Source organism: Pseudomonas abyssi (genome assembly GCF_002307495.1).
Lineage (GTDB): Bacteria > Pseudomonadota > Gammaproteobacteria > Pseudomonadales > Pseudomonadaceae > Halopseudomonas > Halopseudomonas abyssi.
In genome coordinates this window covers 21,840-43,885 of record NZ_NTMR01000029.1, presented here as the reverse complement: position 1 = coordinate 43,885, position 22,046 = coordinate 21,840, and the positions used below count along the sequence as shown (strand labels likewise).

Sequence of the window (22,046 nt, the reverse complement as noted above, 5' to 3'; positions counted from 1 at the left end):
TTGGGCTTATGCGCGGACATTGTAGTGCAGGTGAGGGGCTTTTATAGTCCATGAACAATCACAACACACAGGAGCGCACGCATGAGTCTGCCCGCCGTTCTGCAAGGCAATCTGAGCCTGCCGGTCATCTGTTCCCCGCTGTTTATCATCTCCAACCCGGATCTGGTCATTGCGCAGTGCAAGGCCGGGGTTGTGGGTTCCTTCCCGGCGCTGAATGCGCGTCCTGCCGAGGTGCTGGACGAGTGGCTGCAGCGCATCACCAGCGAGCTGGCGGACTATCAGGCGGCCAACCCGGACGCGGTGGTGGCGCCCTTCGCGGTCAACCAGATCGTGCACGGCAGCAATGACCGTCTGCAGCATGACGTTGAGCTGTGCGTGAAATACAAGGTGCCGATCGTCATCACCAGCCTGCGCGCGCCCAACGAGGTCGTCGGGCCGATTCACAGCTACGGTGGTCTGGTGTTCCACGATGTGATCAACGTCAAACACGCCAAGAAGGCAATTGAGGCCGGTGTTGACGGCCTGATTCTGGTGTGTGCGGGCGCGGGCGGCCACGCCGGTCAGCTCAGCCCCTTTGCCCTGGTGTCTGAAATTCGCGCCTTCTACGACGGCCCGATCATCCTCTCCGGCTCTATCGCCAAGGGCGAGCAGATTCTCGCGGCCCAGGCCATGGGGGCCGACCTCGCGTACATGGGCACCCGCTTTATTGCCACGCACGAAGCCAACGCCGATCCGGCTTACAAGCAGATGCTGGTCGATACCAGCGCTGACGATATCGTTTACAGCAACCTGTTCACCGGCGTGCACGGCAACTACCTCAAGCCGAGCATCGTCAACGCCGGCATGGATCCGAACAACCTGCCCGAGGGTGACAAGAGCACCATGAAGTTCGGCTCCGGCGGCAGCAGCAAGAGCAAGGCCTGGCGCGACATTTGGGGCGCAGGGCAGGGCGTGGGCAGCATTGGCAAGGTGACCTCCGCTGCCGAGGCCGTGGCCCAGCTGGAGTGCGAGTATCACGAAGCGCAGGAGCGCATGGCGCGCATTACCCAGCCCTTTGGAGCACGCTGATGACTGCTGAGCTCATCTGTGGCGACCTGCGCCGCAGCGGTGATGAGGTGGCCGACCGCGCGCTGCGGCTGGCCGGTGGCTTGGCGCGTTTGGGCGTGGAAGACGGCGATGTACTTGCTGTGATGCTGCGCAACGGCCCGGCATTTATCGATGCCATTCAGAGCTGCCAGACCGCCGGCTGCTTTTACTGCCCGATCAACTGGCACTTCAAGGCCGATGAGGTGGCGTATCTGCTGAACGACTCGGCGGCCAAGGTGTTGATCGTCGAGGCGGACCTGCTAGCCACTCTGGGTGATGCGGTGCCGGCAGGGGTCGAGGTGCTGGTAGTCGATGCTAGCGCCGACGACGCCCGTGACTACGAACGCTGGCTGGCGCAGCAGGCGCCCTATGACGGGCCTGAGCGCACGCCGCGCGCCCACATGGCCTACACCTCCGGCACCACCGGGCGGCCCAAGGGCGTGGTGCGCCTAGCACCGCCGCCAGAGCTGCGCGCTCAGATGGCTGAAGGTATGCGCGAGCTGTGCCGCATCGCCTGGGGCATTACGCCCGGTGTCCGCGCCATGGTGACCGCGCCGCTGTATCACAGCGCCCCCACGTCCTTCACCCAGCAGGCCATTCAGCAGGCACAGGTGCTGGTGGTGATGCCGCGCTTCGACGCCGAGCAGACGTTGGCGCTGATCCAGCAGCACCGCATCGAGGTGGTGTATCTGGTGCCGATCATGTATGTGCGGCTGCTCCGTCTGCCCGAGGCCGTGCGCGCCAGATACGATCTGTCGTCGGTGCGCTTTGTCGCCTCCACCGGCGCCCCCTGCGCCCCGGAAGTGAAGCAGGCAATGCTCGATTGGTGGGGCGATGTCATCTTTGAAACCTACGCCTCCAGCGAGACCGGCATGGTGACCCTGCAGGACCCGCAATCCGCCCGTCGCAAGCCGGGGAGTGTGGGCCGGCCGATTGCGGACACGCGCATTCGTATCGTCAGCGAAGACGGCCGCGAGTGTGGTGTAGGCGAGCCGGGCGTGATCTACGTGCGCCAGCCCATGGTGCCGGACTTTACCTATCTGAATAACGAGGCCGCGCGCAGTAAGGCCGGGCTGGACGATCTGGCCACGGTGGGTGACATCGGCTATCTGGACGCCGAAGGCTATCTGTACGTCTGTGACCGGCAGTCGGACATGGTCATTTCCGGTGGCGTAAACATCTACCCGGCGGAGATCGAGCATGTGCTGATCACCCTGGAGGGGGTCACTGATTGCGCGGTGTTCGGTGTGCCGGATGCCGAGTACGGCGAGTCGTTGATGGCTGTGGTAGCCAGCCCCGGCGGGCAGGTCAGTGCCAGTCAGGTACAGGCGTTTATCCGTGAGCAGATGGCCGGCTACAAGGTGCCCAAGCGGGTTGAAGTGGTCGACAGCCTGCCGCGTGATGACAACGGCAAGGTGGCCAAGCGGCGGTTGCGTGACAGCTGGTTGCAGGCCTCGGCTTGACGTCGCCCATGCCGCGCCCCGACAGCGGCACGGGTAATAAACTGATACATTTTATCCCCGGCCTACAAAGGAGTACTATGTAGGCCGTTTTTTATCCGCTCGGGAAATCCTGCATGCATTGTCCGTTCTGTGGTGCCCATGACACCAAGGTGATCGACTCGCGCCTGGTAGCCGAAGGTGATCAGGTGCGTCGGCGCCGCGAATGCCTGGCCTGCCAGGAGCGCTTCACCACGTTCGAGACGGCAGAGCTGGTGCTGCCCCGGGTGATCAAGCAGGACGGTCGCAGACAGCCTTTCGACGAAGACAAGCTGCGCGCCGGTTTCCAGCGCGCGCTAGAAAAGCGCCCGGTCAGCGTCGAGCAGATCGAGGCCGCCATCGGCCATATCAAGCACCGGCTGCGTGCCACGGGCGAGCGTGAGGTCAAGGCCATGACCGTCGGCGAGATGGTGATGCGCGAGCTCAAGCAGCTCGATGAAGTCGCCTACATCCGCTTTGCCTCCGTGTATCGCCGCTTCCAGGATCTGAATCAGTTCCGTGAAGAAATCGAGCGCCTGTCGCGCCGCGAACAGGACGACAGCGATGCCTGAGTGGAGCGCTGCTGACCGCAGCTGGATGAGCCGCGCACTGATGCTGGCCGAACGCGGTCTCTATACCACCGAGCCCAACCCGCGCGTCGGCTGTGTGCTAGTGGTCGATGGCGAAGTGGTCGGCGAGGGCTGGCACGTGCGCGCGGGTGAAGGGCACGCAGAGGTCAACGCCCTGGCCCAGGCCGGCGAGCGCGCCCGTGGCGCCACCGCCTATGTCACCCTTGAGCCCTGCAGTCACTTTGGCAAGACCCCGCCCTGCGCCGATGCGCTGATCAAGGCCGGTGTGGCGCGCATGGTCGCGGCCATGCAGGACCCCAACCCCCAGGTGGCCGGCAACGGCCTGCAGCGGCTGCGTGAGGCGGGTATCGAGGTCGAGTGCGGGCTGCTGGAAGACCAGGCGCGGGCGCTCAACCCCGGTTTTATCAAGCGCATGCAGCAGGGCTTGCCCTGGGTACGCGTCAAGCTGGCGATGAGCCTGGACGGGCGCACCGCCATGGCCAGCGGCGAAAGCAAGTGGATTACCGGGCCGGCGGCCCGGGCCGACGTGCAGCGCCTGCGGGCGCGCAGCGGCGCGGTGGTCAGCGGTGCCGATAGCGTGCTGCTGGATGACTCGGCGCTGACCGTGCGCGCCAGTGAGCTGGGGCTGCCGCCAGACGAGGCGGCGGCCGCCGCCGAGCGACAACCCCTGCGCGTGCTGATCGACAGCTTGCGCCGGGTGCCGTTGGAACAACGTTTTTTCCGTGAGGCAGGCCCCACGCTGGTGATCAGCACCAGCGCCGAGCAGGCCGCCGATGATTATCTGGCCGTTGGCAGCGAGCTGCTGGCGGTCCCCGGTGCCGACGGCAAGGTCGATCTGCACGCCGTGTTGCGGACCCTCGCCGAGCGCGGCTGCAACGAGGTGCTGGTCGAGGCTGGCGCCGGGCTGTCGGGCGCCTTCTGGCGTGCCGGCCTGGTCGATGAACTGATTGTGTATATGGCGCCGCGCCTGCTGGGAAGCCAGGCGCGGCCCCTGATGCAGCTCCCCTTCGAGAGCATGAGCGAGGCGATGGACGTCGCCGTCACCGATATGCGAGCCATTGGCCAGGATTGGCGCATCACTGCACGCCCGATTTTCCCTTCCTGAGAGTGTTAGCACATGCAAAGCAGCGTACAGATACTGCTCCTGGCGATGGCAGTGATCGCCTTTTTGGGCGTGGTTCTTGAAGAAGTTATCCATGTAAACAAGGCCAAGGTGGTGCTGCTGTTCGGCGCGCTGTCCTGGCTGGTGCTGTTTATCGCTGCGCCCAGCGAGGCGGTGCGAGGGCAGGTCCATGAAGCGCTGAACGAGAACATCACCGATATCGCCAGTCTCTGGCTGTTCCTGCTGGCGACTATGACCTTCGTTGCCTACCTGAACAAGAAGGGGCTGATCGAGAACATCATCTACCGCATCCTTCCCGGGCGCATCACCGAACGCAAGCTGCTGTTTCTGACCGGTGGCTTCTGCTTTGTGTTCTCCTCGGTTGCCGACAACATCACCGCCACTCTGGTGTCGGTGGCGCTGGTGTTGAGCCTGAATCTGGAGCTGCGCAAAATGCTGCGCTTCGCCACGCTGGTGGTGTTTGCGGTCAACTCCGGTGGGGTGGCGATGATCACCGGTGATGTGACCACGTTGATGATCTTCATGGCCGACAAGGTCGAGATCACCAACCTGCTGCTGCTCAGTGCCCCGGCCCTGCTGGCCGTGCTGCTGCTGGCCGCGCTGCTGTCGATCGGCATGGGCGATGAGGTCATCATCGAACGCAATGAGCTGCACGAACTGCGCGGCGTTGATCAGGTGATTGGTGGTCTTTTTCTGTTCACCATCATTGCGACCATTCTGCTGAGTCTGTTCTTTGCCATTCCGCCGGTGCTGACCTTTCTGACCGGCCTGGCGCTGATGTTCCTGATCGCGCGTTTCTTCAACGAAGACATCGACAATGACCCGATTCTGGAATACATCCGAGTCATCGAGTTTGAGACTTTGCTGTTCTTCCTCGGCGTGCTGCTGCTGGTCGGTATGCTGCAGTACATCGGCACCCTGCAGAGTCTGACCTCGCTGTATGACCTCATGCCGCCGATGGCCGCCAACTTCCTGATGGGCATGCTCTCGGCGCTGATCGACAACGTGCCGCTGACCGCCGCCTTGCTCAAGGCCGATCTGCAGATGACCATCGCCGAGTGGATGGGCCTGACCTACGCTGTTGGTGTGGGGGGGTCCCTGCTTATAATTGGCTCCGCTGCCGGTATCGTTGCCATGAGCAAGATGCCCGGCCTGACATTCATGACCTACCTGCGCAGCTTTGGACTGTTGCTGATGGCCTTCGCCTTCGGCTTTGTCGCTGTTTACGGTCTGGGTCTGCTGGTCTCCTGACCGGCAAGGGCAAAAACGAGGCAATTCATGTTTACCGGTATTATCGAAGCGGTTGGCCAGATTCAGAGCATGCAGCCCCAGGGCGGTGACGTGCGGCTCTATGTGCGGACCGGCAAGCTGGATCTGGGCGACGTCAAGCTGGGCGACAGCATCGCGGTCAACGGCGTCTGCCTGACGGCCATTGAATTGCCCGGTGACGGTTTCTGGGCTGATGTCAGCCAGGAGACCATTCGCCGTACCGCCCTGGCGTCACTGAAGCCGGGCAGTCGAGTCAACCTGGAAAAGGCGCTGACACCGACCACCCGGATTGGGGGGCACCTGGTCAGCGGCCACGTCGACGGCGTCGGCAAGGTCCTATCGCTGCACCAGGACGCCCGCTCCTGGCACTTCCGCGTGGAAGCGCCGGCCGAACTGGCGAAGTACATCGCCGAAAAAGGCTCGATTACCGTAGACGGCACCAGTCTGACCGTCAACGCCGTGGAAGGCGCTGTCTTCCACCTGAATATTGTGCCGCACACCCTGCAGGAAACCGTCATGGGCGATTATCAGCCCGGTACCGCCGTCAATCTGGAAGTGGACCTGATTGCCCGTTATCTGGAGCGCCTGCTGCTCGGCGAGAAGGCCGCAGAGCCGACCGCTGGCGGCATCAGCATGGCCTTTCTGGCCGAGAACGGTTTCCTTAAATCCTGATTAACCTGCCCCCGGAGGGCCGGATGAAACTCAACAGCATCGAAGAACTGATCGAAGATATTCGCGCCGGCAAGATGGTCATCCTGATGGATGACGAAGACCGCGAGAACGAAGGCGATCTGATCATGGCCGCCGAGGCCTGTCAGGCTGAGCACATCAACTTCATGGCGCGCTACGGCCGTGGCCTGATCTGCATGCCGATGAGCCTGGAGCGCTGCGAGCGCCTAAAGCTGCCGCTGATGGTGCAGCGCAACGGCTCGGGTTTTGGTACCAAGTTCACCGTGTCCATCGAGGCGGCGGTTGGCGTCAGCACCGGCATTTCCGCCGCTGACCGCGCACGCACTGTGCAGGCTGCCGCGGCTGCCAATGCCGTGGCCGAGGACATCGTCAGCCCGGGCCACATTTTCCCGCTGATGGCCCAGCCCGGTGGCGTGCTGGCGCGTGCCGGCCACACCGAAGCCTCCTGTGACCTGGCCCGTATGGCCGGCTTTGGCGAGTCGGCGGTGATCTGCGAGATCATGAACGACGATGGCAGCATGTCCCGTCGCCCGGAGCTGGAAGAGTTCGCCAAGCAGCACAACATCAAGATCGGCACCATTGCCGACCTGATTCACTACCGCCTGCTCAACGAGCGCACGGTTGAGCGTGCCGAAGAAAAACTGCTGAGCAGCGAGCTGGGTCAGTTCAACCTGGTGGCCTACCGCGATCGCACCGATGATGTGGTACACATGGCGCTGACCCTGGGCGATATCCAGCCCGAGGAGCCGACGCTGGTGCGGGTACACAATGTCGACCCGCTGCGCGACCTGTTCCTGGTGCCCGAGCCGGGCCGCTGGAGCCTGCAGGAGGCCATGCGCCGGGTAGCTGCTGAGGGGAGTGGCGTGGTGTTGCTGCTGGGTAATCAGGTCAATGCCGAGGCGCTGCTGGATCATGTGGCCAACCTGGGCGAGGGCAAGCCGGTGGCTCGCCGTCCTTCGACCTACAATACGGTTGGGGCCGGTTCGCAGATTCTGCGTGATCTGGGCGTGCGCAAGATGCGCCTGCTGTCTGCGCCGATGAAGTTCAACGCCATATCCGGCTTTGACCTGGAAGTAGTAGAATACCTGCCCTGCGATTGACCAATTTTTTAGAAAACGTAGGCGAGGCAGCCAGCGCAAGGCAAAAACAGGCGAAGAAGTGATCGGAGTCGCGCTCGACTTTACGAGTTGTAAATGAGCATTCTGAGTCTGTTTTTAACGCAGCGATGGCAACGCAGCTAGTTTTCTTCACCCATTTGATTTACGGCAGCGCCTAGCGCCCTGCCGGTTCTTTACACAGAGAGAGTGCCCATGACTGCTATCCGTACCATCGAAGGCGATTTTGTAACTGGCCAAGGCCGCTATGCACTGGTTGTTGGCCGGTTCAACAGCTTTGTCGTCGAGAGCCTGGTCGAGGGCGCTGTAGACTCACTCAAGCGCCACGGCGTGAAAGAGTCCGACATCACCATCATCCGCGTGCCCGGCGCCTTTGAAATCCCGCTGATGGTCAAGAAAGTGGCCGACCTCAAGCAATACGATGCCATCGTGACCCTGGGCGCGGTTATCCGTGGCGGTACGCCGCATTTTGAATACGTTGCCGGTGAATGCGTGAAAGGCGTTGGCGCGGTATCGCTGGAATACGGTATCCCGGTTGCCTTTGGCGTACTGACGGTCGACAGCATCGAGCAGGCCATCGAGCGCTCCGGCACCAAGGCCGGCAACAAGGGCGCAGAAGCGGCCATGTCTGCCTTTGAGATGGTCAGCGTGATCAAGCAGCTGGAGGCCTGATGGACGGTCAGCAGAGTTCTGGCACCGCCGGTCGCCCCAAGGCATCGGCCCGTCGCAAGGCCCGCAGTCTGGCTCTGCAGGCGCTGTATGCCTGGCACATGGCCGATTTGCCGATCTCCGATATCGAGGCGCAGTTTCGCACCGATAACGACTTCAGCAAGGTGGACGGTGCTTACTTCCACGAGCTGCTGACCGGCGTGCCGCGCAACCTTGGCGACATTGATGGCGAGCTCGGCGTAGTGCTGGATCGTGACATCAAGGAGCTCGATCCGATCGAGCTGGCGGTCCTGCGTCTGGGCGTGTACGAACTGCTCAAGCGCATCGACGTGCCCTATCGCGTGGTGATCAACGAAGCCATCGAGCTGGCCAAGTCCTTTGGCGCTACCGACGGCCACAAGTACGTCAACGGCATCCTCGACAAGCTGGCGCCGCGTTTGCGCAAGGCCGAGGTCAGCGCCGCCCGCAAGGGACGCTGATCGCCCGGCCATGGCGCTGGACGAGTTTGACCTGATTGCCCGCTACTTTCGCACCGAGCGACTGCAGCGGGCCGCAGCCAGCGGGGCGGTCGCCCTGGGCATCGGCGACGATGCCGCGCTGCTGCAACCGGCTGCTGGTCAGCAGCTGGTCATTTCTACCGACACCCTGGTCGAGGGTGTTCACTTTCCTGTCAATTGCCCCCCCGCCGAACTGGGTTATCGCGCCCTTGCCGTGGCCGTCAGCGATCTTGCCGCCATGGCCGCCGAGCCGCTGGGCTTTACCCTGGCGCTGACCTTGCCGCAGGCCGAGGCGGGCTGGTTGCAGGCGTTCTCTGCCGGCCTGGGCGATGCGGCGCGCGATTGTCGTATCAACCTGATCGGTGGCGATACCACCCGTGGCCCCTTGAATATTGGCGTCACGGTCTTCGGCCAGGTGCCTGCCGCTCAGGCGCTGACCCGCAGTGGCGCGCGGCCCGGAGATCTGCTCTGCGTTGGCGGTTGTCTGGGTGACGGCGCCGCCGGCCTGGCTGTCGTGCTGGGGCAGGCTCTGCCAGCTGGGTTGCCCATGGCCGAGCAGAACTACCTGCACCAACGCTTCTGGCGCCCACTGCCGCAGTTGGCATTGGGCGCCTTGCTGCGCGGTCACGCCAGTGCCGGACTGGACGTCTCCGACGGGCTACTGGCCGATGCGGCGCATATCGCCAAGGCCAGCGGCGTGTGCCTGCAGATCAACGGCCCGCAACTACCCATGTCTGATGCGCTGCGCAGCTGGCCAGAACGTCAGCAACTGGACTGGATGTTGCGCGGCGGGGATGATTACGTACTGCTTTTCACCCTACCGCGCGCTGCGCGGGGGCAAATCCAGCGCTGGCGCCAGGCCGGTCAGCGGGTCAGCGTGATTGGTCAGGTGCAAGCCGGGCAGGGTGTGCAGCTGGACCTGGGGCTCGGTATGCGGCCAGTAGACGGCCCCGTTGGTTATCAACATTTCAGGAGTCAGGATGACTGACACGCACGAATCCACACCCGCCTCGGTGTGGCGCAACCCCATCCACTTTCTCGCCTTCGGTTTTGGCAGCGGCGCCATTCGGCCCGCGCCCGGCACCTGGGGCACGCTGGCGGCGCTGCCCTTTGTGCTGCTCTGGCAACAGCTGCCACTGGGCGGCTATGCACTGGTTATTCTGCTCTCCACGCTGCTGGGTATCTGGTTGTGTCACCGCACCGCAGCGGATCTGGGGGTGCACGATCACGGCGGCATTGTCTGGGACGAGTTTGTCGGCCTGTGGATTGCGCTCTGGCTGGCGCCAACCGGCTGGGCCTGGCTGCTCGCCGGCTTTGCGCTGTTCCGCCTGTTCGATATCTGGAAGCCCTGGCCGATTGGTTGGGTTGATCGCCGGGTTGGCGGTGGTCTGGGCATCATGCTCGATGATGTGATTGCCGGCGTGATGGCGCTGCTGGTGCTGTTGCTGGGCGAATGGCTATTGGCTATGGTGTAGCCCTTATCTGGCATTGCGGAAAGGACATCTCAATGGCTCAACCACGCAGAACTTCTCCTCTGGCAGCCCTGCTGGGCTGCTCTCTGCTGCTGGGCGCCAGTGCGCTGCAGGCGGCGTCCGATGTTCGGGTGGTGGGGCTGTTCCCCAATGCCGCGGTGGTCAATATCGACGGCGCGCGCCACATGCTGCGTGTCGGCAAGCCCGCCGTGCAGGGCGTCGAGCTGGTCGCCTCTGACAGTAACACCGCCACGCTGCGCATCGACGGCCAGACCCGCCAGTTCGGCCTGCAACGCGAGTACACCGAAGGCTTTGCCCAGACCGAACGGCAGCAGGTGAGCATCCCGCGTGGCGAGGGCGGCCACTTTCGGGTGACCGGTTCCATCAACGGCCACCACACCGTCTTCATGGTCGATACGGGCGCCACCAGCGTCGCCATGAACGCCAACCAGGCGCGGCGCATGGGTATTGATTACCAGCTAATCGGCACGCCGATTCGCGCCACCACCGCCAGCGGTGCCGTCGATGGCTATCGGGTCTCGCTGGCGCGGGTCAAAGTGGGCGAAATCGAGCTGACCAATGTGCAGGGCGTGGTGCTCGACGGTGCCTATCCACTGGACGTGCTGCTCGGCATGAGCTGGCTCAGCCGGGTGCGCATGGATGAGCGCGACAATCTGTTAATGCTTGAGCGCAAGTTCTGAGCGCAGAGCCGGCTCGGTTCAGCGCACTCTTGAGCATTCACCGCAACTATCCAGGCAACGCACAGATCGCCCACGCGGCCTTCTCCTGCTAATATGGCAGCCCTTTTTTTGCAAAGGCTGTACAGGAGACCGGTGTGACAGTCACCTTTGTTGCTTCATCTCAGCTGCCCACCCAGTGGGGAACATTTACCATGCACGGCTTCCTGGAAGAAGCGACCGGCAAGGAGCATGTGGTGCTGACGATGGGTAATGTGTCTGATGGCCAGCCGGTCCTCGGGCGCCTGCACTCCGAATGTCTGACCGGCGATGCGCTGTTCAGCCTGCGCTGTGACTGCGGCTTTCAGCTGGAAGCCGCGCTCAAGGCTATCGCCGACGAAGGTCGTGGCGCGCTGCTGTACCTGCGCCAGGAAGGCCGTGGCATCGGTCTGATGAACAAGATCCGCGCCTACCACCTGCAGGATGGCGGCGCCGATACCGTCGAAGCGAACGAACTGCTGGGCTTTGGCGCCGATCAACGCGACTACGGCATCTGCAAGCCGATGCTTGATCATCTGGGCATCACCAGCCTCAAGCTGCTTACCAACAACCCGCGCAAGGTCAAGGCGATTCAGGGCTTTGGCGTTGAGGTGGCCCAGCGTCTGCCGCTGCAGTTTGGCAAGAACCCGCACAACGCCAAGTACCTGGCCACCAAGGCCGGCAAGCTGGGCCACATGCTGGGCCAGTTGCACCAGGCTGAAGCCGAGCCCGGCGATGTTTGATCCCAAACCCCACTGGCGCACCCTGCGCAGCGTCTGGCGCATGCTCAGCGCAGCGGTGTTGCTGCTGCCGATTCTGCTGGTTCTGGTGCTGGGCGACTGGAACGGCCTGTTTGATGCCGCTGCCGTACCGCTGTTCGCCTTCGGCATGGCCACGCTGTTGCTGACGCTGTGGCGCTTCCGGCTGTACAAGCGCGCGCTGATTCGCGTCGATGCGCTGGGCACCAGCGATGAAGCCGCTGGCGCCTGGGCCAATCTGCATCGCCTGCAGAGCCTGGGCCTGAGCGCGGCGGCCTTGCCGGCACTGGTCGCGCTGGTGCACTACTTCTGTGTGGGCGAGATCATCCCGCTGGCGCTGCTGGTGATCGTCAGCCTCGGCGTCACGCTGCTGTACCGTCCGCCGGCCGCCTGGGTCGACTGAATGCGCCTGCTGGCCGGCCTTTGCCTACTGTGCTGGCTGGCTGCGCCGCTGGGCGCCGCCGAACGGGTGGTCAGCATTGCCCCCTTTCTGACCGACATGGTGTTGCAGCTCGATGCCCGCAGCCAGCTGGTGGGTGTGCTGGATGACGGTCAGTTGCACGGTGAACTCGACAACGTCGCACGCGTCGGCAGCTACGGCACACTGTCTGCCGAACGCATCGTAGCCACGCACCCTGATCTGGTGCTTGCCTGGACCAGCGGTAACCCTCCTGCATTACTTGAGCGGCTGCGCAGCTGGAATATCCCGGTTGCCGAGTTTGACCCCCAGCGGCTCGATGACATCGACGACATGACCCTGCAACTGGGCGAGCTGCTCGACCGTAAAGCGCAAGCCGCTGCCCTTGCCGGCAGCTTCAATAGCCAGCTTGATCAACTGCGCGCGCAGCAGGGCGCCAACCCGCCACGCGTGTTTCTGCAGCTTTGGGATAACCCGCTGTACACCGTTGCCGGCGACCAACTGCTGTCCGACGCCCTCATCCTCTGCGGCGCCGACAACGTCTTCGCCGATCTCACCGGCCTGGCCCCGCAGGTAGGCCGCGAAGGCGTGCTGGTCGCCAACCCCGACACCATCATCGCCCTGGCCGACGCCGGCATCACCGCCGAGCGCTGGCTCGACGAATGGCGCCGCTTCCCGCAACTGGCCGCCGTCGAACAGCAACGCCTGTACGTGCTGGACAGCGACCTGCTGGTTCGTCCGACGCCGGCGATTATTGAAGGGGTTGCGCAGCTCTGCGAGCTGGTAAGCCATTAATAGGCTTGTCGCCGTGCAGTCACCCCTGCCAAGATGGTGGCTGCAGACACAGGGGAGTGGAGTGATGGCAGCGCTGATGGAACCGACACGGTTGGCCGTGTTGATCGATGCCGACAATGCCAATCCGGCGATTGTTGAAGGGCTGCTGGCTGAGGTGGCCAAGTTGGGTGTGGCGAGCGTGAAGCGCATCTATGGCGACTGGACTACGCCGAGTCTGGGCAAGTGGAAGGCCTCGCTGCTGGAGCACTCTATTCAGCCGATTCAGCAGTTTGCCTACACCTCCGGCAAGAATGCGACCGACAGTGCGATGATTATCGATGCCATGGACTTGCTGTATTCGGCAGACCTTGGCGGCTTTTGTATTGTCTCCAGCGACAGTGATTTCACCCGTCTCGCCGCGCGCCTGCGTGAGTCGGGCAAGGTGGTGTATGGGTTTGGCGAGAAGAAAACGCCCAAGCCTTTTGTTGCCGCCTGCGACCGCTTTATCTACACCGAGATCTTTACCCAGCACCCCGAGAACGCGGAGACGGTTATTCAGCGTCGTTCGGCGCAGGAGCTGCGCCAGGACACCAAGCTGTGCAATCTGCTGCGCCAGGCTATTGAGGCGGCGTCTGACGACGAAGGCTGGGCCAACCTTGGCCCGGTGGGCAGTCAGCTGGCCAAGCAAATGCCCGAGTTTGACCCGCGCAACTACGGTTACAGCAAGTTCAGCGGCTTGGTAGAAGGGATCGGCCTGTTTACCCTGCGACGAGAAAACAACCTGCTGCTGGTCAAGGACCAGCGCCCGGGCAAGAAGGGCTGAGAACGCCTACCAGCTGCCAAACGGTATGCCGTGGGTGTCGATATAGTGTTGGGCGTTGGGACTGGGCGGGCGGTAGAACTCGCCGTTGGATTCACCGTTGTAGGGGCCGACGGGGTTGATTTCGCCTTGGACGTGAGCGATTTCGATTGGGTCAAGACATGGCCCTACCAGCCAAGCTTTTACTACCCCTCCGGGGGCAACGCCAATCGCGATAATGTTCAGGTAATGCGTGACGTGGGCGTCTCGCCACGCACAGTATGTGGGCCGTGGTTTAATCATTTCGGCTCTTGTTTCATCTGAAACATAGAAGCTGGCCCGGTATGCTTCTGGTTCCGCAAGCGACTGCCAGCGCACTGTGATTTTCTCTGGCAGATCAACGCCGGACATGGGGAAGCTCGACCCAGGGCCAGGACGCTCCGGCCAGCCGCGGGCGTCGCCCTGATTGTTGGGAGGCGTGCTCGTTGAGGCAATCCCCCCGAAAACACGCTCATACATCAGGTCGTTCACGTCTATCAAATCCACACCGTCGACCCACGCCTCCATATAGTCAGGGGCTCCGAGGCCGACGTACCAGGCGCGATAGGGCAGGTCCGGTTTGGGTGGGAAGGGTTCAACAGGTTTGCTGCTCTGGCAACCGCCAAGGATTAGTGCTGGGACCAGGATCAGTATGCGTGTGATCATGCGGGGTATCCGTTCTGTTGCTCATCTGGATAGACGGCGCGAATAAAGTCATGCCGCGGCTTGTTAGCCATAAAACCCTTCACTGGCACCCAGTTGGCCGAGCTGTGGATATAGCGGCTGTGCAGGAAGCGCTTTTCCTCAATGCTCAGGATCGGGCTATGTCCGGCCATACATGCAGAAAACACCTTGTCTGCGATGGGTTCAAGGTCGGACGGGACAGCAAAGCGCCTATCTGCTTCGTTTAATGCGCCAAACGGTACAGCCGCAATTGATGCTTTGGCGTGCATAACCTTAAGGGATACGCGGGATAGCTCACCTCGGACGCTGCGGATGATTGAAAGCGTCAGCAGTACGCGGGCGTTTGGGCTTTGTCCGACGACTTCTTCGTGCCGCTCAAAGCGGCCGTCGCCCGGTAGTCCGCGGGCCCGAAAGCGCTCTTCCTCTTGCTGCCTGACCCGCCAGGCACGTGAGCGGGTCAATTGCTGGCGTGCCGGGCCGTCCAGCGGGTAGTGGTTACTCAGAAAGAAGACTGGTCTGCCGATTACCAGCCGCTCATAGGATAGCGTTGGGTAGCCGCCGCCCAGGTTGGAGTGTACGCCGGGCAAAACCAGTTCTTCGTGTGGCGCACTTACCCGGTTCAAGCTGAAGTTATGCCGGTGCTCGTCCGCTGCAGTCAGGTGCACTACCTTGCGGGCGCAGCCGGGTGGCAGGTATAGATTGACGCCCGGGTTATAGTCGTCTCCGACGCTGAGATGCCCTTGCGCAGGGTCGCCGATCGCCGCTACGGTATCGAATAGGCCGATAAAGTTGGTGCTTATACTTCCGCTGATAGAGAAGTCAGGACCGAAGGCGAGGGGATGGGCATCTAGGTTTTTGGCGAGAATCCCGTTTTCGGCTTTCAGCACTTCGTTGGCGAAGTGGCGAGCTGCCGCCGCGCCGCGACTGAAGCCGAAAATGTCGAACTCGATATTCTCTATGCAGATAGAAGGGTTGTTGTCCATCAGGCTGTCAATCATCAGTAGCAACGTGGCAGGACTCTGCTCAACCCGCTCAACAACCCCTGTCTCGCCCTGCCCAAACGCCATACCCATAGTGGCGTCTTCCTCTCCGGCTTTACTGCCAGATCCTTCGATGTAGACCTTAACGCTTGCCTGGGTGGCTTCCGGCGGGAGTTTCTGGCGCGAGTCGTCCTGATAAAGCTCATACAACAACGCCACATTACTCAACTCATTCCCATAACTGTTATCCGGCCGTTGATCGAAGAACGCATCGCCGTTGCTGTCGTTATAGCCGTGGGATTGGCAGAAGCGGGTGACGGCTTCGAGGCCGTCGGGGCCGAGTTGGGCCAGGTCTTCGCGGCGGCATTGGGCGGTGAGTGAAGCATTGGGCAGGTTGTTGAGGGTGCCGTCGAAGAACATGCCGACGCGCAGGGTGATGCGCTGTTTTTGCGGCAGTTCGGTTTCTTCTTCCTCCTCTTCTTCCTCGCGCTCTAGCGGGGCTGCCTTGGCGATGCTGGCGCGGGTGGCCAGTGGCGCGCCGAACAGCGCTTGCAGGGTGCGCACCAAGGCGCCTACGGCCTGCGCTGCTGTGCTGGCGCTGCCGGTGGTGGTGCCGATGAAGATATTGCCGGAGCCGGCGATGACGGCGTCGCCGTGGCTGCCGGTGCTGCCGAGTACAGCGGCGGGGCGGCCGTTGATCAGCACATTGGGAATGACCTGGCCGGCCAGTGCGCTGCCGCAGGTGGTGCTGTCACCCAGGCGTGCGGCGGGTTTGCCATTGAACAGCACATTGGGGGCACCGCTGGCGATGGCGCGGGCGCCGTGGCCGGTCTGTGGGCATTGTGTGGGGTCGCCGAGTCGGGCGGCGGGTTTGCCGGACATGCCAATTCCCTCTGGCTGCAGGTGTTCTTGAGTTCATCCTGCGGGGCGACGGCGGGTCGGACAATCGACTATTGGGGTGAATGTGCGGTGTTTGGCATCTGCCGCTGCAATGCGTTGCCGGGGTGGCCGGCAACGCATGCACGGGTCAGATCACGTCTTCCATAAACTCCAGCGCACCCTGCTGACGAATCACCCGACGGTGCTGGGCCCACAGCTCGGCCACGCGCTCGCGGTTGAGCTGCTGACGGTCGAGCAGCACGCGGGTGTTCAGCTCGCCGACCGGCTGGCTGCTGGGCACCTTGCTGAACACGAACTGGTTGCTGACCAGTTCCAGGAAGGGGCCGGCCTTGCTGGTCGGCATGATGAAGATCAGCTGCAGGCCGAGGGTTTCGGTCAGGTAGGCGATGACTTCACGCGAACGGATCTCATCCATGTGCATGAAGGCTTCGTCGACGATCACCATGCGCAGGTGGCTGTCGCCCTCGTTGAAGCGGAAAGCGCTGGTCACGGCGGCGGCGCGGATGATATAGGCCGGGGTTTCCAGCTGGCCGCCGGAGCCGGTGCCGTATTCGCTCAGGCGGATCGGCGACTTGCCTTCCGGGTGCTTGAGGATGTCGTAGCGGCGGTAGCGACGGTAGTCGCTGATGCGCTCCAGTTCGCGCAGGGCCTGCTGTTCGTCGCCATCGAGCAACAATGCCAGCAGCTGATCGCGGACCGCGGCCGAACGCTCGGACAGGGTATCGTCGAACAGACTGGTGCCGTCGCCCAGGTTCGGCATCTGGATCAGCTCGCGGAAGAACTCCCAGTAGGCCTTGTACTCGGGCAGCCAGTCCCAGTCGAACTGGAAGCGCTCGCGGTCGGCACCGAAGCGGTGGTGCTCCAGCTCCTTGTTCAGTTGCTCGAGCGTGCGGCGGCCGTCGTTGATGGCCTGATGAATCTCGTGGCACAGGTCGCTGACGAAGGTCGTGTTGAAGCTGTCGCGCAGGCTCGCGAGCTGTTCCTGCTTGGCCAGCAACACGTTGTTGCGCAGGCGGTTGTGCAGGTTGTCGAGCTGTTGATGCAGCGCGCCGACATGGCGGAAGAAGGCCAGGCTGTGCAGTTCGGCCGGGGTGTCGGCGAGTACCTGATCGGCGGGCTGGGCCTGCTCGTTGTAATGCTCGATGGCGCGCTGCAGGTCGGCCACCTGACGGTGCAGGCTGCTGGTCAGCGCCTGGGCGTCGGCAATGAAGTCGAACTGGCCGCCACGCTGCTCGAGCATGGTGTCGAGCTGCTCCAGCCGCGCCTGCGGGTCGAGCCCCGGCACCTGAGCAGCCGCATCCAGCAGGTACTGCTCGGCCTTGTCGCGGGCGTCGAGCAGGGCATCGCTCTGGTCGGCGAAGTGGGTAATGCGCTGGCCGATGCTGACCTGCTTCTCCTGCAGACGGCCAAGTTGCACGTCCAGCTCCTTGCCGTGCAGTTCCAGCTCGCGGTGGCGCAGGGTCACGCGCTGCTGTTCCGCTTCCAGATCGTGGTGCGCGTCCAGATCAAGCGCTTCCAGTTGCTGCTCGACTTCGCGCAGCTGGCGCTGGCTGTCGAGCAGCTCGCTGGCGCGGGCGGCGTAGTCTAGCGGAGCAATCTGGCCAAGCTGACGGGCCAGCTCGCGCAGCCCCTCCAGTTCGCGGCGCAGTTGATGCTGCTGCAGATCCAGATCATGCAGCCGCTGTTCCTGCGCGCGCAGGTTGCGCTCGCGGGCTGCGGCACCAAATACCAGCTGACTGTCGTCGATATCGCAGCGGAACAGCGCGTAGTTGCCCGAGCCCATGCCGTCGCGGGTGATGCCGCGGCGGGTCTGACGCAGGGCGCCGGCGTCGGCAACCCGGGCGACCGTGGCGTAGGAGGCTTGCAGGTAGTACTCGGCAACGCGGTGGCTGAAGCGCATGACCTGCAGGATCGAATCGTTCGGCAGGCTGATGCGTTCGGCGTCCTGCTTGGCCTTGCTGCCCTGAATCACCCGCGCGCGGTTACGCTCGCGGCTGTTCATCTGGCGCACGATGCGGATGGCTTCAGCTTCGTATTCTGGCTCGACCAGAATGGCGTAGCGGCTGCCGCCGATATAACCCTCGATCGCCATCTGCCAATCCGGGTCGAGCACCTCGACGTGGTCGCAGAGTACGCGCGGGTCGGCCTGCGGGCATTGCTTGCGGATCGCCAGCAGCGCTTCCTCGACATACGCCGGATACGTCACGCGGCTGCTCTGCAGGGTGCTGATCTGGTGGCGAATCTGGCTGACCTGGCGATCAAAATTGTTCAGCGCGCTGTTGCGCTCCTGCACCAGCCGGTCGACGCGCTGCAGCAGGCTGGCGCCTTCGCTGTCCTGTTCGCGCAGGCGCTCGGCCAGCTGGTTGTGTGCACGCTGCTGGCTGCGAATGGCATCCAGGCCGGCGTCCAGCGGAGTCAGGTCGATCCAGTCGCGGGCCAGCAGTTGGTTTAGGTCGGCGACCGGTTCGCGCTCGGCGGCCAGCACTGCAGCGCTGGCGTCACGCCAGCCGCGGCTGGCGAGCTGCGGAAGCGCCTGACTCAGGCTGTGTTGTGACAGCAGGGCGCCGGCGGATTGCAGCGCAACCAGGTTGCGGTCGCGCTGATGGGCCTGGGTCAGCAGGCCGGGTACGGCGCTGCGCAGCTGCTCGCTCAGTTGGCGCTGGCGCTGCTCCAGTTGGTCCTTGTTCTGCAGCGCCGGAATGCCCTGACGGCGGGCTTCCAGTTGCACCAGTTCGTGGTGGGCCTGGCCGAGACGTTCGGTGGTCAGGCGCTGGTCTTCCTGCAGCGCTTCGAGCTGGCTGGCGAGCTGCTGCTGTTCCTGTTTGGCGGCCAGATAGCCCTGCTGGTTGTTCTGCCAGGCTTGCGCTGCGGCGGCGTACTCCAGCCCGGTGCGCTCCAGCCAGCTGTCCAGATATTGAGTGGTCTGGCTGGTGGTCAGCGACAGCAGTTCCACCGCCTGACGTACCCGCGCCGCTTCCTGCTCCATGCCATGCACGGTGCGCAGCAGCTCGCGGATGCGTTTGATGGTGTCGCCAAACTCGCGGGGCTCCAGCACTTCCTCGGCGACAAACTGGTCGATGGATTTGACCGGTTTGTAGGCCATGAAGTTGGCAAAGGTGCGTGCGGCGTTCTTGGCTTCGCGGGTCGAGAGCGCATCGCGGCGGCCGCGCAGGGCCGCGTACAGGCGGGCCAGGTAGGCGCTCTTGCGGTCGTAGACTTCGATCTGCTGGGCGCTGAACTGCTTGCGCAGCAGGCCTGGCAGTTCGGTCACGGCGATCACGTGGCGGCCGTCATCCTGCTCGCGCAGAAAGTGCGACTGCGACAGCATCTCGCCGGGGATGATCATCAGCAGCAGTTCGTCCTGCCGCGCCTGCCGGCTGCTGCCAGCGGCGTCCAGGTGGGCGCGCACGCCGATCACCGCGGTAAAGGGTTCGGCGGTCTCGCCACGGGTCGGGTGGAACACCCCGGCGATGTAGCCGTCGGTATCCCAGGGGCGGGCGTAGGCGCCGTCGTCACAGCCGAGCACGTAGGAGGCGAGAGTACGCACCTGCTTGCCGCCGCGGCCGCGCTGGGTGGTTTCGTCCTGCCCCGGGTTGTAGTTGAACAGGTTGTCGTGGGCGGCGGTCATCAGCGTCTGCAGGGCATCCGCTGCGGTGGTCTTGCCGGAGCCGTTGCCGCCGGAGAACAGGTTGACCGGGCCGTATTCCAGTTCTTCGACCGGCAGGTTGCCCCAGTTGACGGTAATCGAACGCTTCAGATACATCAGTTGCTCTCCTCGGCGGACGGCTGGTCTTCGCTGTTTTCAATCTCGGGGCTGGCGAGCTGGGCCAGCGCGCTGTCGGTCACCAGGCTGATGATGCCCGGGCGGATGGTCAGCCAGGCTTCGCCGCTGTCCAGTTCGGCATCGCTGGGGCTGCGGATCAGCCGCAGCTGGCGCAGGCGGCGCAGCAGGTTGCGGCGTTCGCTCTGCTGTTCCGGCAGTGAACGGCCGAGCAGGTTGCGACTGCTCAGGTTGAGCGCTTCGAGCGACAGCATGACCTGACCGAACTCGTCGACCTGACCTTCGCGCAGGGCCTTGTCGTACTCGGCGCGCAGCACCAGAATCAGCGCCACTTCCTGCTGGTTCAGGCGCTCGCGCAGGCCGCTGCCGAAGCTGTCGTCGGCGTCGACCAGACCGGGTACTTCCGCGCCCGGCGGGAATACGCGAACCAGATTGAAGCGCGGCTCGTGCAGTACGCGGATGCGCAGCACCGAGAGATAGTCTTCGACCAGCTCGGCGGCCTGCAGGTAGCGGTCGTAGAGCTCGGCCTCGCGGTTGCTTTCGTCGCGGCAGAGTACGCCGCGGTCGAGCAGGCGGATCATCAGCTCGGAAAAGTCCTCGGCACTCAGGCCGCGTTCGTTGAGGTGGTGGTCCAGCGCGTCACGCATGTTCGTCATGTTCCAGATCGATGATGAAGCCGTCACGGCGATCAAAATAGGTTTCGTTGCTGATGGTCTCGCCGCTGGGCTCGATGCGCACGCGCAGGCCGCTGGCGGCGTGTTCGGCGCTGGCCAGCGCGATCACATGGCTGAGTGCGAGCAGGTCGTTGGCGCTGTTGACCGGCAGGTCGCGGGTGTTGAGCTGGCTGCCGTTGCCGAGGGCGGCGCGCAGGTAGGTGCGCAGGCCACTGGCGTTGACGTTGAAGGCCTTGTCGAGCAACTGATTGACTGCCAGCGTGCGCAGGGTGTCGTCTTCCGGCGCGTCGAGGGTTTCCATCAGACTGTGCACCGGCGGGCGTTCGCGGCGTTCGCGCAGCTTCACCTGGCCGGGATCGACCAGCGCCAGATTGACCACCGCCATTTCCTCGCCCGCGGCGCTCAGACGTTTGGCCTGCTCTTCGGCGGGCAGGGCGGACAGCTCGCGGCACAGGCCAACGATGTCGCTGTGCTTCTGGCTGTGCAGGTAGCTGAGCTGACGGATGATGATATCGGCCCGTTGGGTGAAGCTCTGCAGGGTGCGGCGAAGGGCTGGCAGCATGATGTCGGCGGCGTTGCGCAGGCAGCCTTCGATGCCGTCCAGCAACTGCCAGAGAATCGAGCTGCGTTCGTCCACCAGCAAGTCCGGCGCCAGGCGGCGCAGCTCGCGCTCGGCCTCGGCTTTCCACTCGCGTGGCTTGCGGCGAATACGGGCGATCACATCCTGAATGCGCTCGCGGTGTTTTTCGACGCTGTCGGCCGACAGGCGCACCGCCAGATCGGGCTGGAAGCGCCGCTCCATAAAGTCGAAGAACTGATCGCTGGCCTGCTGGACCAGTTGCTGCGCCTCGACCTCGCGTACCAGCTGGCGCTTGCGCTCTTCCAGCTCGGCGATGATGTCGGTGAAGTCGGCAATGATCCGCTCGGCGTATTCGTGGGCATCGAGCAGGTCATACACCTCGCCGTGCTCGGCAAAGGCCGACAGCGCGTTCAGGGTGTTGCGGGTGTTGCGGTGGCGGGTACGGGTGTTGTGCCCGTGCGCCTCGGCCAGCGACTGGGCAAACAGCCGGCCCATGCGGCTGAACGGGTAGGTCGACTGGAAGGTGGCCTGATCCACCTGACGTTCCAGCCAGCCGTTTTCGATCAGGCTGGTGAGAATCCAGCTGGCCTGCTCGCGGTTGCTCTTGAAGCGGCTGGCGTCTTCGTCGTCGCTTTCCAGCAGTGGGGCGCGTTCCAGCGCTTCGCTGAAGATATCCAGCACCTGCTCGCGCTTGAGTGATTCGCCGTAATCGGCGCGGGCGCTGTACAGCCGCTCGTGCAGCAGGCGCAGGCACTCGACAATCTGTTCGCGGTATTTGCTGGTGAGCGGGCGGAAGAACTGCAGTCGCTCGTTGGTAAAAAACATAGGGCGTCGAATTCCGGTTCGGACAAGGACGCATTATGCCTGATCAGCGGGGCGGGGCGGCAAGTTGGGGCGACGGGCGCGGGATACGGCGCACGTTGTCGTCAAGCAGGGCGCCAAAAAACAAGCCCC

General features: G+C 63.5%; 21 protein-coding genes. 16 read left to right on the top strand and 5 right to left on the bottom strand.

All coding sequences use genetic code 11. The annotated features are described in order from the left end of the window. Positions 1-81: 81 nt before the first annotated feature. The 16 genes from CNQ84_RS18145 to CNQ84_RS18070 all read left to right on the top strand — a co-directional run bounded on the left by CNQ84_RS18145 (position 82) and on the right by CNQ84_RS18070 (position 13,478). Positions 82-1,068 carry an NAD(P)H-dependent flavin oxidoreductase gene (locus tag CNQ84_RS18145; RefSeq protein WP_096006233.1) on the top strand — a complete coding sequence of 329 codons (987 nt, stop codon included), beginning with the start codon at positions 82-84 and terminating at the stop codon, positions 1,066-1,068. Continuing rightward, on the top strand, positions 1,068-2,549 hold the full coding sequence (locus CNQ84_RS18140) for an AMP-binding protein (RefSeq protein WP_096006232.1): 1,482 nt from the start codon (positions 1,068-1,070) through the stop codon (positions 2,547-2,549). Before CNQ84_RS18145 ends, CNQ84_RS18140 begins: the two co-directional genes overlap by 1 nt. A 113-nt stretch (positions 2,550-2,662) precedes the next feature. After that, positions 2,663-3,136 (top strand): transcriptional regulator NrdR, encoded by a 474-nt coding sequence (gene nrdR / locus CNQ84_RS18135; protein ID WP_083728108.1) that lies wholly within the window; start codon positions 2,663-2,665, stop codon positions 3,134-3,136. Beyond that, the gene (ribD, locus tag CNQ84_RS18130) at positions 3,129-4,259 is read left to right on the top strand and encodes a bifunctional diaminohydroxyphosphoribosylaminopyrimidine deaminase/5-amino-6-(5-phosphoribosylamino)uracil reductase RibD (RefSeq protein WP_245841480.1); all 1,131 of its coding nucleotides are present in this window, start codon (positions 3,129-3,131) and stop codon (positions 4,257-4,259) included. The genes nrdR and ribD overlap by 8 nt, the downstream gene beginning before the upstream one ends. Positions 4,260-4,271: 12 nt before the next feature. After that, positions 4,272-5,528: a sodium:proton antiporter NhaD gene (nhaD, locus tag CNQ84_RS18125; RefSeq protein WP_096006231.1), complete on the top strand. Its 1,257-nt coding sequence runs from the start codon at positions 4,272-4,274 to the stop codon at positions 5,526-5,528. A 27-nt stretch (positions 5,529-5,555) separates the two neighbouring features. Further along, a complete protein-coding gene (locus tag CNQ84_RS18120) occupies positions 5,556-6,218 on the top strand; it encodes a riboflavin synthase (RefSeq protein WP_096006230.1) in 663 nt (220 codons plus the stop codon). 23 nt (positions 6,219-6,241) lie between these two features. After that, positions 6,242-7,336 (top strand): bifunctional 3,4-dihydroxy-2-butanone-4-phosphate synthase/GTP cyclohydrolase II, encoded by a 1,095-nt coding sequence (gene ribBA / locus CNQ84_RS18115; protein WP_096006229.1) that lies wholly within the window; start codon positions 6,242-6,244, stop codon positions 7,334-7,336. A gap of 210 nt (positions 7,337-7,546) precedes the next feature. Further along, positions 7,547-8,023 (top strand): 6,7-dimethyl-8-ribityllumazine synthase, encoded by a 477-nt coding sequence (gene ribH / locus CNQ84_RS18110; RefSeq protein WP_096006228.1) that lies wholly within the window; start codon positions 7,547-7,549, stop codon positions 8,021-8,023. Further along, entirely contained in the window at positions 8,023-8,499 is a 477-nt protein-coding gene (gene nusB, locus CNQ84_RS18105; protein ID WP_096006227.1) for a transcription antitermination factor NusB, read from the top strand. The genes ribH and nusB overlap by 1 nt, the downstream gene beginning before the upstream one ends. 16 nt (positions 8,500-8,515) lie before the next feature. After that, the gene (gene thiL, locus CNQ84_RS18100) at positions 8,516-9,505 is read left to right on the top strand and encodes a thiamine-phosphate kinase (RefSeq protein WP_245841511.1); all 990 of its coding nucleotides are present in this window, start codon (positions 8,516-8,518) and stop codon (positions 9,503-9,505) included. Continuing rightward, on the top strand, positions 9,498-9,992 hold the full coding sequence (locus tag CNQ84_RS18095; protein WP_096006225.1) for a phosphatidylglycerophosphatase A family protein: 495 nt from the start codon (positions 9,498-9,500) through the stop codon (positions 9,990-9,992). Before thiL ends, CNQ84_RS18095 begins: the two co-directional genes overlap by 8 nt. A 32-nt stretch (positions 9,993-10,024) precedes the next feature. Continuing rightward, positions 10,025-10,690 (top strand): retropepsin-like aspartic protease family protein, encoded by a 666-nt coding sequence (locus tag CNQ84_RS18090; protein WP_096006224.1) that lies wholly within the window; start codon positions 10,025-10,027, stop codon positions 10,688-10,690. Positions 10,691-10,824: 134 nt separating this feature from the next. Further along, entirely contained in the window at positions 10,825-11,448 is a 624-nt protein-coding gene (gene ribA, locus CNQ84_RS18085; protein WP_096006223.1) for a GTP cyclohydrolase II, read from the top strand. Beyond that, on the top strand, positions 11,441-11,866 hold the full coding sequence (locus tag CNQ84_RS18080; protein ID WP_096006222.1) for a hypothetical protein: 426 nt from the start codon (positions 11,441-11,443) through the stop codon (positions 11,864-11,866). The genes ribA and CNQ84_RS18080 overlap by 8 nt, the downstream gene beginning before the upstream one ends. Then, entirely contained in the window at positions 11,867-12,676 is an 810-nt protein-coding gene (locus CNQ84_RS18075) for a cobalamin-binding protein (RefSeq protein WP_096006221.1), read from the top strand. Between the two features lie 64 nt (positions 12,677-12,740). Next, positions 12,741-13,478: an NYN domain-containing protein gene (locus CNQ84_RS18070; protein ID WP_245841477.1), complete on the top strand. Its 738-nt coding sequence runs from the start codon at positions 12,741-12,743 to the stop codon at positions 13,476-13,478. A gap of 6 nt (positions 13,479-13,484) precedes the next feature. Here CNQ84_RS18070 and CNQ84_RS18065 read toward each other — a convergent pair whose 3' ends face one another. The 5 genes from CNQ84_RS18065 to CNQ84_RS18045 form a co-directional block, all read right to left on the bottom strand. Beyond that, on the bottom strand, positions 13,485-14,159 hold the full coding sequence (locus CNQ84_RS18065) for a DUF2931 family protein (protein ID WP_096006220.1): 675 nt from the start codon (positions 14,157-14,159) through the stop codon (positions 13,485-13,487). Continuing rightward, entirely contained in the window at positions 14,156-16,039 is a 1,884-nt protein-coding gene (locus tag CNQ84_RS18060) for a PAAR domain-containing protein (RefSeq protein WP_096006219.1), read from the bottom strand. Before CNQ84_RS18060 ends, CNQ84_RS18065 begins: the two co-directional genes overlap by 4 nt. A gap of 145 nt (positions 16,040-16,184) precedes the next feature. Beyond that, positions 16,185-19,820: an ATP-binding protein gene (locus CNQ84_RS18055; RefSeq protein WP_096006218.1), complete on the bottom strand. Its 3,636-nt coding sequence runs from the start codon at positions 19,818-19,820 to the stop codon at positions 16,185-16,187. After that, a complete protein-coding gene (locus CNQ84_RS18050; RefSeq protein ID WP_217350125.1) occupies positions 19,820-20,494 on the bottom strand; it encodes a DUF4194 domain-containing protein in 675 nt (224 codons plus the stop codon). Before CNQ84_RS18050 ends, CNQ84_RS18055 begins: the two co-directional genes overlap by 1 nt. Next, positions 20,478-21,917 carry a Wadjet anti-phage system protein JetA family protein gene (locus CNQ84_RS18045; protein ID WP_096006216.1) on the bottom strand — a complete coding sequence of 480 codons (1,440 nt, stop codon included), beginning with the start codon at positions 21,915-21,917 and terminating at the stop codon, positions 20,478-20,480. The genes CNQ84_RS18050 and CNQ84_RS18045 overlap by 17 nt, the downstream gene beginning before the upstream one ends. Positions 21,918-22,046 lie beyond the last annotated feature (129 nt).